Consider the following 13,368-nt stretch of genomic DNA (forward strand, 5'->3'; position numbering starts at 1 on the left):
CTAAGATGGTCAAGAAGATTTAAAATCAAAAAAGTAATGTGATGAGGGGAATAGAATTCAGTGGATTTAATTCTTGTCAAAACACCCTAAAGAGCCTATAAAGTTAAAATATTGGAAGAAGATAGAATACAACAAAATAAGAATAGCACTGATTCAGTCCCAGTCTTCAGTGCATGCTGTCAATAAACTGACCAACTGCGACTGAAAACTGAAGACTGCTCCCTAATTCCCAATCTTCTCCAAATGCGCCTCTTTAATCTTCCTTCTCAGAATCTTACCAACATTGGATTTAGGCAATTCATCTGTGAAATGAACTTCCTTAGGGCATTTATAATTCGTTAGGTACTCATGGCAATGTGAGATGATTTGCTCCTTAGTTATTGATTTATCTTTCACTACTACATAAGCCACTACGCGCTCAGTGGATTTAGTATCAGGAATACCAATCACTCCCACCTCCAAAACTCCTGGAAAGGATGCTATGGCATCTTCAACTTCATTTGGATAGACGTTGAACCCAGACACAAGAATCATCTCTTTTTTACGATCCACAATCTTAGTAAACCCGTCTTTGTCTATTACTCCAATATCACCGGTTTTAAACCATTCTCCCAACATCACCTCGGCTGTTTCCTTCGGTCTGTGCCAATAGCCTTTCATTACCTGAGGGCCTTTGATGCAGATTTCTCCACGTTCTCCCACTGGTAATTTATTACCTTCATCATCTATCACCATGATATCCGTATTTGGCAGAGGTAATCCTATCGTGCCGTTTCTTTCTGTTCCATCGATTGGATTACAAGTGGCAACTGGAGAAGTCTCTGTTAGTCCATAACCTTCGGCAAGTGGAGTTCCTGTCACTGCCAACCACTTCTCAGCTGTCGCTTTTTGAACAGCCATTCCTCCTCCTACTGAAATCTTCAAACTACTGAAATCTAATGCTCTAAATGCATCTTGGTTAAGCATTCCATTAAACAAAGTGTTTACTCCGGTAATCACCGTAAACTTCTTCTTTGAGAGATCCTTACAGAAAGCCGGCATGTCTCGAGGATTGGTAATCAACAGATTGTGAGCTCCGATTTTTAGCATCGCGAGGCAGTTCACAGTAAGCGCAAAAATATGGTAAAGAGGCAAAGCAGTTACGACAATTTCTTCACGCTCTTTCAATTTTGGCTTCATCCAAGCCGAAATCTGCTGCATGTTTGCCACGATATTGGCATGGGACAATTCTGCTCCTTTAGAAACACCTGTAGTTCCTCCTGTATACTGGAGAAATGCAGTATCGTCTAATGAAAGATCGACTGGTTTGAATTTATGTGAAGCTCCTTGGGCTAAAGCTGATTTAAAAGAAACTGCTTTTGGGATAGAAAATGAGGGAACCAACTTTTTAATGTACTTCACCACCAGGTTTACAATCAACCCCTTTACTCCACCTAGTAAATCGCCAAGCTCTGTTACGATCACATGCTTAGCCGGAATTTCTGGTAGGATTTTCTCCAAATTATCTGCAAAATTTGCTACGATAATGATCAAATCTGCTCCAGAATCTTTGAACTGATGCTTCATCTCCGAAGAAGTGTATAGCGGATTCGTATTCACCACGATCATACCAGCTCTGATCGCTCCAAACATCGCAACAGGATATTGGAGGGTATTTGGCATCTGAATCGCTACCCTATTCCCTTTTTTCAGTCTTAAAACATTGGTCAAATAGGACGCGAAATCTTCACTGAGTTTATTCAACTCATTAAAACTCATCGTTTTTCCCATGCATTCATAGGCTATCGAATCACCATACTTCTTTACACTTTCTTCAAAAAGATCTACAACACTGGAATAGGCTGTGCAATCTACCTCCTTAGGTACAGAATCAGGGTAAAACTTAAACCAAGGGAATTCAGTCATGTGATGCGTTATTTTGGGTGTTTATAATTTTCTTTAAGTAATCAAAATCTTGGCTTAGGTCAAAAGTTTTCTTTCCTATTTCAAAATTTTTCTTGCAATCAATTCCTTCATGATCTCATTTGTACCTGCATAAATTCGCTGAACGCGGGCATCTGCATAGGCTCTGGCTACCCCATAATCCCACATATATCCATATCCTCCATGCAATTGCACACATTCATCAGCTACTTTACACTGCAATTCAGTCATGTTATATTTAGCCGCTGAGGCCATTGCGGAGTCGAGTTTTCCGTCATTATGAAGCTGAACCAAATAATCACAATAGATTCTTCCTTGCTCTAAAGCTGCACACATTTCTGCCAACTTGAACCGTGTATTTTGAAAATCAGAAATAGCCTGATTAAATGCCTTGCGCTCTTTCACATACTTCACTGTTTCTTGAAGCATGTACTCACCTAATGCAACTGCTGCAAGCGCGACTACCAAGCGTTCCTGAGCCAGTTCAGTCATCAAATATTTGAAGCCTTCCCCCTCCTTGCCTAGTAGGTTTGCCTTTGGCACTTTCACATCCTCAAAAAACAGCTCGCAGGTATCCTGTGCATGAAGTCCAACTTTATCAAAAGGAAGGCCTTTGGTATAGCCCTCCATCGTATTGTCAAGCAAAAGCAAACTGATTCCTTTTGCTCCTTTTCCAGGATCTGTCTTCACCGCAACAACCACTACATCAGATAAATAACCATTAGTAATAAAAGTCTTACTTCCATTCACTAGATAGTAATCTCCTTTATCCACAGCACTTGTTCTAATTCCCTGCAAATCACTTCCAGCTCCAGGTTCGGTCATGGCAACAGCCCCAATATATTCTCCAGAAATCATCTTTGGAATATACATCTCAAGAGCTTCATCAGTTCCTAAATGCAAAATGTATGGCATCACAATATCATTGTGAAGTGGATATCCGATCGCTGGACCTGAGCAACCGCTTAAGCCAAGTTCCTCTATAAAAATAGCATTGAATCTAAAATCCTTAATATTCATCCCTCCAAAGCGCTCAGGAGCCTGAATCCCTAAAAAGCCGTTTTCACCAAGTTTGAGCCAACTTTCACGAGAAACCATCTTATCTTTTTCCCATTGGGAATTATATGGGGTGATTTCTTTGGCTATGAAATCTCTTACACTATTTCTGAAAAGCTCATGCTCTTCACTAAAAAGGGTTCGGGGTAATCCAAACATGATGTCTATATTTTAGGCTTTTATTCTTACCAAAAATAAGAATTTTTACTCCTTAGCCCTTCATTTGTAATCGAAAAGACCTTTTGCAATACTTTTTACAGGTTATATAAAAACCTGTTTTTCTTTAAAAACTAATGGCTAGTTTCGACACGTATATACGGAAAAGCATTTTTATGATTGATTTAAACGAGCATTCTAGCCTGGATACCCTTCGCTCTCTTCCTATTTGGGAAGGAAATGAGATGTTGATAAAAGCAGAGCCCGCAGGCGAAAGCAATATGAATTTGGTCTTGCGAATTACTACAAATCTTAGATCAGTTATTTTGAAGCAGTCTAAACCTTTTGTAAGAAAATTCCCTCAGATTCCAGCTCCCATCGAAAGAATTGAAATTGAGATGTGCTTTTTTCAGTTGCTGGAAGATGATGAGGTACTAAGGAAATTCAGCCCAACGGTGATTCTGTATGACGGAGCGAATCATATTCTTTTACTCGAGGATCTAGGAAACGGCACAGATTACAGTGAAATATATGCAGATGGTTTCTCTTGGAACAAGAATGATTTACAGTCTATCAGTCGTTATTTATCTGCGCTCCACGAATTACAGGTGAGTAATTTTCCTGATAACATAAAAATGAAAAAACTAAATCATGAGCACCTTTTTGAATTTCCTTTTAAAGTTGAAAATGGGTTTGATTTAGATACCATTCAGCCGGGATTACAAAATGTGAGCTTAAAGTACAAAACAGATGAAAACTTAAAATCTGCTCTGGGACAGCTTGGAAAGCGTTATTTATCGCACGGAACCACATTAGTTCATGGAGACTTCTACCCTGCTTCTTGGCTCAAAACTGAGCATGGAGTCAGAATCATTGATACCGAATTTGCTTTTATGGGAGACTGTGAATTTGATTTGGGAGTGATGTTCGCACACTTTGATTTGGCAAAAATTGACTCTGATTTAAACGAAGAATTCTTGCTGCACTATGAGCACACTTTCAACGAAAAATTAGTGGATAAATACAGAGGTATGGAAATAATGAGAAGGCTCATAGGAATCGCACAGTTACCATTATCTCTTTCCTTAGAGGAGAAAAAACACCTGTTAGAAAAAGCCAGAACACTTATTTTGTCCTAATGAAAAGCTTATTTCTCCCTCTTTTAGCATTACTTCTATCCACAGCATGCACTAGAAACCCCAAAGAACAAATTGAATTTACAGATCGGGAAGTGCCCGAACTTGGCATGACAGAAGCTCAACTGCACAACAAAGTTCTAGGTATGTTGGTGGGTTCAGCTTTGGGAGATGCTATGGGAGCGCCTACAGAAATGTGGTCCAGAGAAGATATCAACTTGCACTATGGTTTTGTGAAAAGTCTTGACTCTATGATTCGGGATGTTTCTCCGGAAGGAATATGGCTACCAAATCTCCCAGCAGGTGGCACCACTGACGACACACGCTGGAAAGTATTAACTGTAGATTATCTTCTATCTCAAAAAAGCGATGAACTAAATGCCAAAGATTTTGCTAGGGAAATTTTAAACACTTATGAATCATACACCGAAGAATTAAAATCCATAAAAGGTACTGAATCAGAACTATTTGAATCAGTTTACCTAAAGTTAGGATGGCTACAGGAATGGGCTAAAGTAAGCCAGCCATTTATCGATGAAAATTTAGTTGGATATGCGGATTCATTAGGAAAATTCTACGGCGGAGAGATGGTTTGCGCAGGATTACTCTACGCTCCTGCCTTAGGAGCTTACTTCCCCGGAAGTCCGGAGATGGCCTATCAGGAAGCTTACAAGCTTTCGTTTTATGACCTAGGCTATGCCAAAGACATTTCTGCCCAAGCAGCGGCGATGACGGCAGCGGGCATGAAGTTGGAGGCTACCAAAGAAGATTTACTAGCCTCTCTCCGATTAGACCCAGCTAAGTACTTTGAAAGCCGCTTAGTGGGAAGAACTGCCTATTCTATTTTAAAAAATGCACTTTGGATCTCTGCGGAAGCAGCAAAGCAAGACAGTTTGGGAAATCAACTTAAAGAAGAAAGTAAGGCCTTGCAGTTTGCCTTTGCGCAGCTAGACCAACACCTGCAGGACATGCCCTTTCATGCCGGAGAAATATGGCTTCAGACTCTCACAGCTATGATTTATTCTGATTTTGATTTTATGGGTACGTTAATTTTTTTAGTGAATTATGGTAGAGACAATGATACTACTGCAGCCCTTGCTGGCGGGATTTTAGGAGCTTACTATGGTTTTGACAATTTGCCGAAACTAGAACGGGAAAAAGTAATAAAGGTGAACAAGGAATTGTTAGGAATAGACTTAGAGCAAATCTCAAATGAGCTGACAGCGCATATGCTGGGGAAATAGTTTTGAATGATTAATTTACAATTTCCACTTCAATGACCAAGCAAATAAATCGTTGCGATGTCAGACTTTACCTTAGTGAACTTTGTGGTTGAATTAAAAATAAAAAAACCCCAAATCTTTCGATTCAGGGTTTGTGCACAAGAGGTCGGTTTAGAATTCAAATGTAAATTTTACGTGTTCTACCTTTTGCGTCTGTTACTTCGAAGTACACATCCTCAGGACTTACGCCATTCAATCTATAGTCTTTACGGAAGCCTCTTTCCTGATCTACAAGTTCCTTATGGATTAGTCTATCGTCGCTTGCTCTTTTAATTTTAACCTCCGTTCCAGCTTCTTCCAATCCAATAACTAATAGATTGACGGTATAATCATTGATCTTTTTACCGTAAGCCATCAACGGTAAAACAGTAGGTTTTGGCTCGACCTTTTCTACAGTTTCTACTGTATAGGTCACTTCCTCCTCCTCAGTTGAGATCATCACCTGATACTCTCCGCAAGGCAAGCTATTCAAATCATAAGGAACCAATAGATCTTCATTTGCTTTGACTCTACGAGAGTGCAGTTTTTTACCATTCATATCATAAATGGCAATTTTTGCTTTGCCCACCCCCTCATTTAGGTGTACAGCAATCTTTTTGTAGTTCGTATGAACTGATGAATTTGCTTTCAAATCTTCAGCATCAATAGCAAAAGTACTTGTAGCTAAAAGTCCGGCTAGTGCGAAAGTGAATAGAGTTTTCATAATAATGTTGGTTTAGAGTTATGCTTCTCCTTGTTGCGAAGCGCGTACCAACAGTGCCAGAAAGCCCCATTCAGCCTAGTTTGAGCAGAATTTCATTTTACAAAAATTAACATCCAAGCAAAATATAATTTGCTTTGTGAACATGTGACTAGGTTAAAACTGCCTTGTAAGTGATCGATTTACTATGAAATTGTATTGCACCCGAACAGTTGAGCATAGATTTAGGAAAAAAGCAGGTTACACTTTATTGTGAATGTTAGTAAAAATTAATTTTACAATAAATCGTAAGTACCTGAATCTAACTAATTTAAAAAACAAAAACCTGTACGCTCGTGTACAGGTCTTGTTCGCACAGATACATAAATTTGATTTATATCAAACTTTTTTTAGCTCTTGGGAGAGTGATTTTACCCGTTCTTTGATCTGAATATCAGAAATATCCAGATTCATAGAAGTTGCCTGGAGGAATTCATTGACGGCACCTTGGTGATCAGTGGATTTCCCTTCAGCCAGCGTCACATAGCGCATAGTAGTCCACAGGAGCGTTTTCAGTTGTGTCTCACTATCATCTGTCATGTAGTATTCCAAAATCACCGTGTTGTGATTATGCCAGATGATTCTACTCTTAATACGAACCCACTCACCCACCATCGCTGGCTTTACATAGGAAATATTATGATTGTAAATCACCCAAGCAGCCTGATATTTTTTGATGAAATCCATCATCTCCACTCCGTATAGCTTAGGAACCTGATCCTCCCGGGCATTGAAAAAGTAATCAAAATACTTAGCGTTGTTCAGGTGACGAAGTGGATCGCAGTCCTGAAATCTTATCAGCACTCTGCTTTCTGTCTCCTTGGGGTAATGTTTCTCTGGGTTATATTCAAACATGGTTAGTCAAGTATAGCTTTACTGTCAATTAATATCACTCCGGCTTCTTTTAGTTCCTCCAGCGCCTTTTCTCCGTCGACTGAATTTACATTCACGGCTTTGGTCGCATCTGTGATCAGGTATGTTTTGAAGCCTAGACTTACAGCATCCAACGCAGTGAACTTCACACAGTAATCCTGCGCAAGTCCAGTCACAAACACATTCATTATCCCTTCATTGTGCAGGAAATCTCCCAGCCCAGTATCTTCTCTTCGGGCATTGTCAAAGAAACCTGAGTAAGAATCCACTTCGGGATTAGTGCCTTTCTGGAAAATCGCCGTCCATTTGACGGGATTCAATTCCTCATGAAACTCAGCTCCTTCCGATCCCTGCACACAGTGAACTGGCCATAGAAATTGTGGCAAGCCGTTTAGCTCTATGGTATCTCCCACCTTTTTGCCTTCATGATTTGCTGCAAAGCTTCCATGATCAGCTGGGTGAAAATCCTGAGTAGCGACTATAAATGTAAATTGCTCCTGAAGGGAATTGATCACAGGTATGATCTCATCACCTTGGTTTACAGCCAAAGCTCCACCTGGAAGGAAGTCATTTTGCACATCCACTATGAGCAGCGCACTATTTTTCAGATTCATTGTCCTTGTCAATTTGTTTTGCTTTCAGTACCAATTCCATCCGTAGATGATGGAGATTTTCTTCCAAACCTATGGGATACAAATGCGGATTCACCAAACGCTTATGCGTTTTATCCAGCGATTCTAATTGCGCTTGTACCTTCTCCCTGATCTGATTGATGGTCGGCAGTTTATAGATCAACTTACCTTGGTTAAATATTGGTTTCAATAATATTTCTTCCTGATAAAAAGCCGGCATCATGCGCTTCCTTCTGGTCGGATCATTTGGATCTATGATCAAGGCCGCCTGTGGATTTAGCTCCTGATCTTCCAAGTAGATCATATCGGCTACTGCTTTTCCTTTGGAGAAAAAACGCTTCACCGTATGAACGCCTGGAATATTTATCTTTAGGGATTGCTGCGAAAGCTTGATTTTCGGTATCCATTCCCCATTTTCATTTTTAATGGCCGATAGCTTATAAACCCCTCCGAGTGCTGGCTGATCAAAGGCAGTTACCAGTTTTGTACCAACTCCCCAGACATTAATTGAAGCTTCCTGACCTTTCAGAGATGTGATGATATGCTCATCCAGATCATTGGACGCGACGATTTTGGCATCTGGAAACCCGGCTTCATCGAGCATTTCTCGAGCCACATTACTGAAATAAGCTAAGTCACCGGAGTCTATCCTGATTCCTACCATTTCTTTGCCTTTGCTTCGCAAAGCGTTTCCAACTTTGATGGCATTCCTGATTCCATTGACCGTGTCATAAGTATCAACAAGGAAAATGGACTGATCCGGAAAAGCATCTGCATAAGCTTCGAATGCTTCCAATTCTGTCTCAAAAGACATGATCCAGCTATGCGCATGAGTTCCTGACACTGGAATTCCAAAGAGTTTTCCCGCCATCACATTGCTGGTAGAAGAACAACCTCCAATATATGCAGCTCGGGATGCTGCCAGTCCCCCGTCAATTCCCTGAGCTCTTCTCAATCCAAACTCCAGAACTGGTTCACCCTGTGCAGCCAGATTAATCCTAGAAGCTTTGGTGGCTATCAAACTTTGGAAGTTGATGATATTGAGAAGTGGAGTTTCCAGCAGTTGACATTGGATCAAGGGACCTTTGACCCGTACCAAAGGTGTATTTGGAAAAACTACCGTTCCTTCTTCCACTGCATCTATATCGCAGCTGAATTTCATTTTTCTCAGATAATCCAAAAAGCCACTTTCAAAAAGTAGTTCTCCGTCTTTTCCTTGCATGGTAGCCAAGTAGCTCAGGTCTTCTTCGGAGAATTGGAAGTTTTTACAATAATCGACTATATAATCCAGCCCAGCAGCTATGGTAAATCCACCTTGAAAGGGATGCTTGCGAAAAAAAAGATTGAACACAGCTTCCTGTTCCGCCTTTCCAGATTTCCAATAGGCATAGGCCATCGTGAGTTGATAAAAATCTGTAAGAAGCGCCAGTGAGCCTTGATATAGGTCTTTCGTGATTTTCATTAGTTGTAATTAGCTTAATTCAAAAATAACCTGCTTTCCCTTCCTGTCCAATTCACCTAAGAAACTTGCTTCACCCGCATATTCAGTAGAATCCCTAGTAGTACTAGTCCCATTCCTACATAAACCAGCGCGCTGAATGTCTCATCAAAGAAGAAGAAACCGAAAATCAAAGCGTAAACTATTCCTATATAGGTAAGGCTGGCGACCTTGGAAACATTGGCATTTTGATATGCAATTGTCAAGAAATACTGTGCGGTCTGTGTACAAATCCCGATGAACAATAATATCGCCCAGTCCCAGCCTACTGGATTCACCCAGCCAAATGCTGAAACGATCAAAGCAAAAGGCAAGGTGACCAATGGAAAATAGAAAATGATCACCAGAGGATGCTCCGTATTTTTCAATTTGCGGATAACATTGTAAGCAAGGCCTGAGAATATGGCAGAGATAATTCCAATCGTGGCCCAAAATAGATCCACCCGCGCATCTACACCCTGAATCACCAGAACTCCCGCAAAAGAAATGGCAAAGAACAAGAACTGAATCGGCTTAACTTTTTCTTTTAGCAAGAAAACGCCAAAGAGTGTAGTGAAAATCGGGGATAAATATTGAATGGTGACCGCACTCGCCAAAGGAATATTTTGCAAGGTATAGAAGAAGGAAATCAGCCCAATCGAGCCGACCACACCACGGATAATTAACCACTTTTTATTATTCCCAAACACATTTACCTTCTGCTTTTTCAGAACCAAGTAACTGAATACCAAAGAGAAAATAGATCTAAAAACTATGATTTCTATGGCGGGAATATGAGGAATGTACTTGACTGAGACATTCATCAGAGCGAAAAATATTCCAGCCATAAGCATGGCCTGGACACTGTTAATCTTCAAAATAGTTGCTTTTCAAGGTGATGTTTTTCTAAGGAAATTAGCTGGTCAATAGTTCAAAAACTTTTCAAAATCTCGCCTTCGTCACGAACCATTCTATCACACTTTGGTTTTATTCACTATGGCATTGAAAACAGGAACACAAGCACCGGAATTTAATCTGAAATCCACAGGAGCAAAATCAATAGATTCTTCCAAGGATTTGAAAAACAAAGCATTCATACTTTACTTTTATCCCAAGGACTTCACAAAAGGATGTACTGCAGAAGCCTGTGAATTCAGAGATCAGTTTGAAGCTTTTCGGGATCTGGATATCCCCGTCCTAGGAATCAGCAGGGACGATATAGAAACTCACGAGCGATTCAAAAAAGAACATAAACTTCCTTTTGACCTACTTTCTGATCCAGCCGGTGAAGTTTGCAAAGCCTATGACGCACTTGTCCCTCTCATCAAAATGCCAAAACGGATTACGTATTTGATAGATAGGGATCATAAGATTGCAGCTGTGTTTTCTGATATGTTTGAGTCCAAGGGACATATCGAGGCGATGCTGAAGAGTCTGGAGAAGTAAGGAATTCTTGGGGGGGGCCAACGTATTTGAATCTCCCGCAAAGGCGCCAAGTCGCAACATTTTATAACCTCTAAAAGCTTTTTCTGACCTCGAAGATTCTGTGTTATCTCTTTTATAGCTTGAGAAAACCAGACTTCGATTCAGCTCAGACTAACAGAGGTATAGGTCTAAAGACTTTCGTAACAAAGGGAGAAATCAATGCCGCCATTCGTGCTCACGAATGGCAAGCTTGCATAATTTATTTCGGTTTGTGAGACACAAACCCAGGCTCGAGTCACGAACGGCTAATTTCTGTAATACATTTCAGTTTGTGGAGACACAAACCGAGGCAAAAGAATCATTTCGGTGAAGGAACTTTCAATTCAGCTTTTTCGGGAACTGAGAAATCTCTTTTCTCTTTTTCTTGAATCTCCCTTCCTAATCTAACGTCTAAAATCTCAAAGAATCAACCCATCTTTCATCACAACCTTCCGATCGGCCATTTCAGCTAGTTCCTCGTTGTGCGTGACGATCACGAAGGCTTGGCCAAGTTCTTTGCGAAGGGTGAAAAACAATTCATGTAATCCTTTAGCATTTTGGGTATCCAGATTTCCACTAGGCTCATCTGCAAAAACCACTGCTGGACTATTGATCAATGCCCGAGCTACAGCTACTCTTTGCTGCTCTCCGCCTGAAAGCGTGGAAGGTTTGTGATCCAAGCGATGTGAGATTCCAAGCAATTCTGCCAATTCACCAGATTTCTTGCTTAATTTCTCAGGGGAAGAATTTCCGATTAATCCAGGAATCATGATATTTTCCTGCGCCGTGAACTCCGGCAAAAGATTATGAAATTGAAAAATAAAGCCAATCCGCTCATTTCTGAATTTGGCTAATTCATCGCCCTTCAGATTCAGGAGCATTTTACCATCCATCTCCAACGTTCCTTGATCTGGATGATCCAACGTTCCCAGAATATGTAATAAGGTACTTTTCCCTGCTCCTGAGGAACCGACTATGGAAACAATTTCAGAAGTTAAAATTTCCAGATCTACTCCTTTTAATACTTGTAGGTTTCCATAGGATTTATGGATTCCGTTGGCTTTCAGCATGCTAACATTTTTTATCCTTCCAAAAATAGGACAAATGCCTATCTCTGTAGGGAATTAACGGCTTTTTTTACAGAAAAAGGAAAAACTCGGGTTTGATTTATCGAGTCTTAGGGCTTAACTTCGGGCAAAAATTTCCCAAGGATGGAATCTATCATGACTGAAAGGTCAAAGGGTTAGAAACCCCACCCATGAGAGATTCCAAGTGACATTTGAGAAAAAAATCATACACACATGAATATTCACGAATATCAGGCTAAAGAAGTATTAAAAGGTTACGGAGTTCGTATTCAGGAAGGTATAGTCGCCGACACACCTGAAGCAGCTCATGAAGCAGCCGTTAAGTTGAACGAGCAAACCGGTACTAGCTGGTATGTGATCAAAGCTCAGATTCACGCGGGTGGTCGAGGCAAAGGCAAAGTCAACGAAACCGGATCCAACGGAGTTGTTCTAGCCAAGAAATTGGAAGATGTCTCTGAAAAGGCTAAAAATATCCTTGGTGGCACCTTGGTGACTCACCAGACTGGCCCAGAGGGAAAAGTTGTAAATAAAGTTTTGATTGCTGAGGATGTATATTATCCAGGTGCATCTGAGCCAAAGGAATATTACCTGTCTATCCTATTGGACAGAGCTACTGGTAGCAATGTAATCATGGCCTCTACCGAAGGTGGAATGGACATCGAGGAAGTTGCGGAAAACACTCCTGAGAAAATCATGAAAGAGTGGATCGACCCTAAAGTTGGTCTTCAGCCATTCCAAGCTAGAAAAGTAGCTTTCGGATTAGGTCTTTCTGGTACTGCGTTCAAAGAAATGGTGAAATTCATCACTGCTCTTTACAATGCTTACGAAGGAACTGATTCTTCTCAGTTTGAGATTAACCCAGTATTGAAAACGTCTGACGATAAGATCTTGGCAGTAGATGCTAAAGTGAACATCGACGACAATGCACTTTACAGACAAAAAGGATTGGCAGCATTGAGAGATGTGGCTGAAGAAGATCCATTGGAAGTAGAAGCTGGTGAATCAGGATTGAACTATGTGAAACTTGACGGAAACGTAGGTTGCATGGTGAATGGTGCTGGGCTAGCAATGGCTACTATGGACATGATCAAATTGGTAGGTGGTGAGCCTGCTAACTTCCTAGATGTAGGAGGAGGGGCAAATGCTACTACTGTAGAGGCTGGTTTCAGAATCATTCTTCAGGATCCAAATGTAAAAGCAATCCTTATCAACGTATTCGGTGGTATCGTAAGATGCGACAGAATCGCTAGCGGTGTGGTAGAAGCTTACAAATCTATTGGAGACATTAGAGTTCCTATTATCGTAAGACTTCAAGGAACTAATGCTGCAGAAGGAGCAAAAATCATTGATGATTCAGGATTGAAAGTATTCTCTGCAATCACGCTGAAAGAAGCTGCTGACAAAGTACAGTCTGTACTTGAATCATAATATAAAAGTGTACTGAAGAGCAATCTTCAGTACTTTCTGCACTCGTAGTTCAACTGGATAGAATATCAGATTTCGGCTCTGAGGGTTGAGGGTTCGAATCCTTCCGAGTGCAC

At 40.7% G+C, this 13,368-nt stretch carries 12 protein-coding genes and 1 tRNA gene; 5 read left to right on the forward strand and 8 right to left on the reverse strand.

Features of this window, described 5'->3' with window-relative positions; translation table 11 throughout:
* Window positions 1-222 precede the first annotated feature (222 nt).
* Both AACZ87_RS04515 and AACZ87_RS04520 read right to left on the reverse strand, forming a co-directional pair.
* Window positions 223-1,905 carry an AMP-binding protein gene (locus AACZ87_RS04515; protein WP_339865281.1) on the reverse strand — a complete coding sequence of 561 codons (1,683 nt, stop codon included), beginning with the start codon at window positions 1,903-1,905 and terminating at the stop codon, window positions 223-225.
* A gap of 75 nt (window positions 1,906-1,980) precedes the next feature.
* Window positions 1,981-3,138 carry an acyl-CoA dehydrogenase family protein gene (locus tag AACZ87_RS04520; RefSeq protein WP_339865283.1) on the reverse strand — a complete coding sequence of 386 codons (1,158 nt, stop codon included), beginning with the start codon at window positions 3,136-3,138 and terminating at the stop codon, window positions 1,981-1,983.
* 134 nt (window positions 3,139-3,272) lie between these two features.
* Between AACZ87_RS04520 and AACZ87_RS04525 the strand changes: the two genes are divergently transcribed.
* On the forward strand, window positions 3,273-4,274 hold the full coding sequence (locus tag AACZ87_RS04525) for a phosphotransferase (RefSeq protein WP_339865285.1): 1,002 nt from the start codon (window positions 3,273-3,275) through the stop codon (window positions 4,272-4,274).
* Window positions 4,274-5,515 carry an ADP-ribosylglycohydrolase family protein gene (locus tag AACZ87_RS04530; RefSeq protein WP_339865287.1) on the forward strand — a complete coding sequence of 414 codons (1,242 nt, stop codon included), beginning with the start codon at window positions 4,274-4,276 and terminating at the stop codon, window positions 5,513-5,515. Before AACZ87_RS04525 ends, AACZ87_RS04530 begins: the two co-directional genes overlap by 1 nt.
* 157 nt (window positions 5,516-5,672) lie before the next feature.
* Here AACZ87_RS04530 and AACZ87_RS04535 read toward each other — a convergent pair whose 3' ends face one another.
* From AACZ87_RS04535 to AACZ87_RS04555, 5 genes are all read right to left on the reverse strand, one after another.
* Window positions 5,673-6,257, reverse strand: a complete 585-nt coding sequence (locus AACZ87_RS04535) for a hypothetical protein (RefSeq protein ID WP_339865289.1) — start codon at window positions 6,255-6,257, stop codon at window positions 5,673-5,675.
* A gap of 375 nt (window positions 6,258-6,632) precedes the next feature.
* Window positions 6,633-7,148, reverse strand: coding sequence for an acyl-CoA thioesterase (locus tag AACZ87_RS04540; protein ID WP_339865291.1), 516 nt, complete (start codon window positions 7,146-7,148; stop codon window positions 6,633-6,635).
* A 2-nt stretch (window positions 7,149-7,150) separates the two neighbouring features.
* The gene (gene pncA, locus AACZ87_RS04545) at window positions 7,151-7,780 is read right to left on the reverse strand and encodes a bifunctional nicotinamidase/pyrazinamidase (protein ID WP_339865293.1); all 630 of its coding nucleotides are present in this window, start codon (window positions 7,778-7,780) and stop codon (window positions 7,151-7,153) included.
* Window positions 7,764-9,260 carry a nicotinate phosphoribosyltransferase gene (locus AACZ87_RS04550; protein WP_339865295.1) on the reverse strand — a complete coding sequence of 499 codons (1,497 nt, stop codon included), beginning with the start codon at window positions 9,258-9,260 and terminating at the stop codon, window positions 7,764-7,766. Before AACZ87_RS04550 ends, pncA begins: the two co-directional genes overlap by 17 nt.
* Window positions 9,261-9,316: 56 nt before the next feature.
* Window positions 9,317-10,129, reverse strand: a complete 813-nt coding sequence (locus AACZ87_RS04555) for a DMT family transporter (RefSeq protein ID WP_339865307.1) — start codon at window positions 10,127-10,129, stop codon at window positions 9,317-9,319.
* Between the two features lie 142 nt (window positions 10,130-10,271).
* Here AACZ87_RS04555 and AACZ87_RS04560 point away from each other — a divergent pair, with 142 nt between their 5' ends.
* On the forward strand, window positions 10,272-10,721 hold the full coding sequence (locus AACZ87_RS04560) for a peroxiredoxin (protein ID WP_339865297.1): 450 nt from the start codon (window positions 10,272-10,274) through the stop codon (window positions 10,719-10,721).
* Between the two features lie 437 nt (window positions 10,722-11,158).
* On the opposite strand, the gene AACZ87_RS04565 is transcribed toward AACZ87_RS04560, so the two are convergent.
* Window positions 11,159-11,809, reverse strand: coding sequence for an ABC transporter ATP-binding protein (locus tag AACZ87_RS04565; RefSeq protein ID WP_339865299.1), 651 nt, complete (start codon window positions 11,807-11,809; stop codon window positions 11,159-11,161).
* Window positions 11,810-12,040: 231 nt separating this feature from the next.
* Between AACZ87_RS04565 and sucC the strand changes: the two genes are divergently transcribed.
* A complete protein-coding gene (gene sucC, locus AACZ87_RS04570) occupies window positions 12,041-13,255 on the forward strand; it encodes an ADP-forming succinate--CoA ligase subunit beta (RefSeq protein ID WP_339865301.1) in 1,215 nt (404 codons plus the stop codon).
* 38 nt (window positions 13,256-13,293) lie between these two features.
* Window positions 13,294-13,367, forward strand: a tRNA-Arg gene (locus AACZ87_RS04575).
* The last annotated feature ends 1 nt before the right edge of the window (window position 13,368 follow it).

Source organism: uncultured Algoriphagus sp. (assembly GCF_963974365.1).
Taxonomy (GTDB): Bacteria; Bacteroidota; Bacteroidia; order Cytophagales; family Cyclobacteriaceae; genus Algoriphagus.

Excerpts from the sequence above, each read along its gene's own strand:
- AACZ87_RS04565 (WP_339865299.1), bottom strand. The coding sequence starts at position 11,809 with ATGCTGAAAGCCAACGGAATCCATAAATCCTATGGAAACCTACAAGTA.
- AACZ87_RS04560 (WP_339865297.1), top strand. The coding sequence starts at position 10,272 with ATGGCATTGAAAACAGGAACACAAGCACCGGAATTTAATCTGAAATCC.
- AACZ87_RS04525 (WP_339865285.1), top strand. The coding sequence starts at position 3,273 with ATGGCTAGTTTCGACACGTATATACGGAAAAGCATTTTTATGATTGAT.
- sucC (WP_339865301.1), top strand. The coding sequence starts at position 12,041 with ATGAATATTCACGAATATCAGGCTAAAGAAGTATTAAAAGGTTACGGA.
- AACZ87_RS04520 (WP_339865283.1), bottom strand. The coding sequence starts at position 3,138 with ATGTTTGGATTACCCCGAACCCTTTTTAGTGAAGAGCATGAGCTTTTC.
- AACZ87_RS04540 (WP_339865291.1), bottom strand. The coding sequence starts at position 7,148 with ATGTTTGAATATAACCCAGAGAAACATTACCCCAAGGAGACAGAAAGC.
- AACZ87_RS04550 (WP_339865295.1), bottom strand. The coding sequence starts at position 9,260 with ATGAAAATCACGAAAGACCTATATCAAGGCTCACTGGCGCTTCTTACA.
- AACZ87_RS04515 (WP_339865281.1), bottom strand. The coding sequence starts at position 1,905 with ATGACTGAATTCCCTTGGTTTAAGTTTTACCCTGATTCTGTACCTAAG.
- AACZ87_RS04555 (WP_339865307.1), bottom strand. The coding sequence starts at position 10,129 with ATGCTTATGGCTGGAATATTTTTCGCTCTGATGAATGTCTCAGTCAAG.
- AACZ87_RS04530 (WP_339865287.1), top strand. The coding sequence starts at position 4,274 with ATGAAAAGCTTATTTCTCCCTCTTTTAGCATTACTTCTATCCACAGCA.
- AACZ87_RS04535 (WP_339865289.1), bottom strand. The coding sequence starts at position 6,257 with ATGAAAACTCTATTCACTTTCGCACTAGCCGGACTTTTAGCTACAAGT.
- pncA (WP_339865293.1), bottom strand. The coding sequence starts at position 7,780 with ATGAATCTGAAAAATAGTGCGCTGCTCATAGTGGATGTGCAAAATGAC.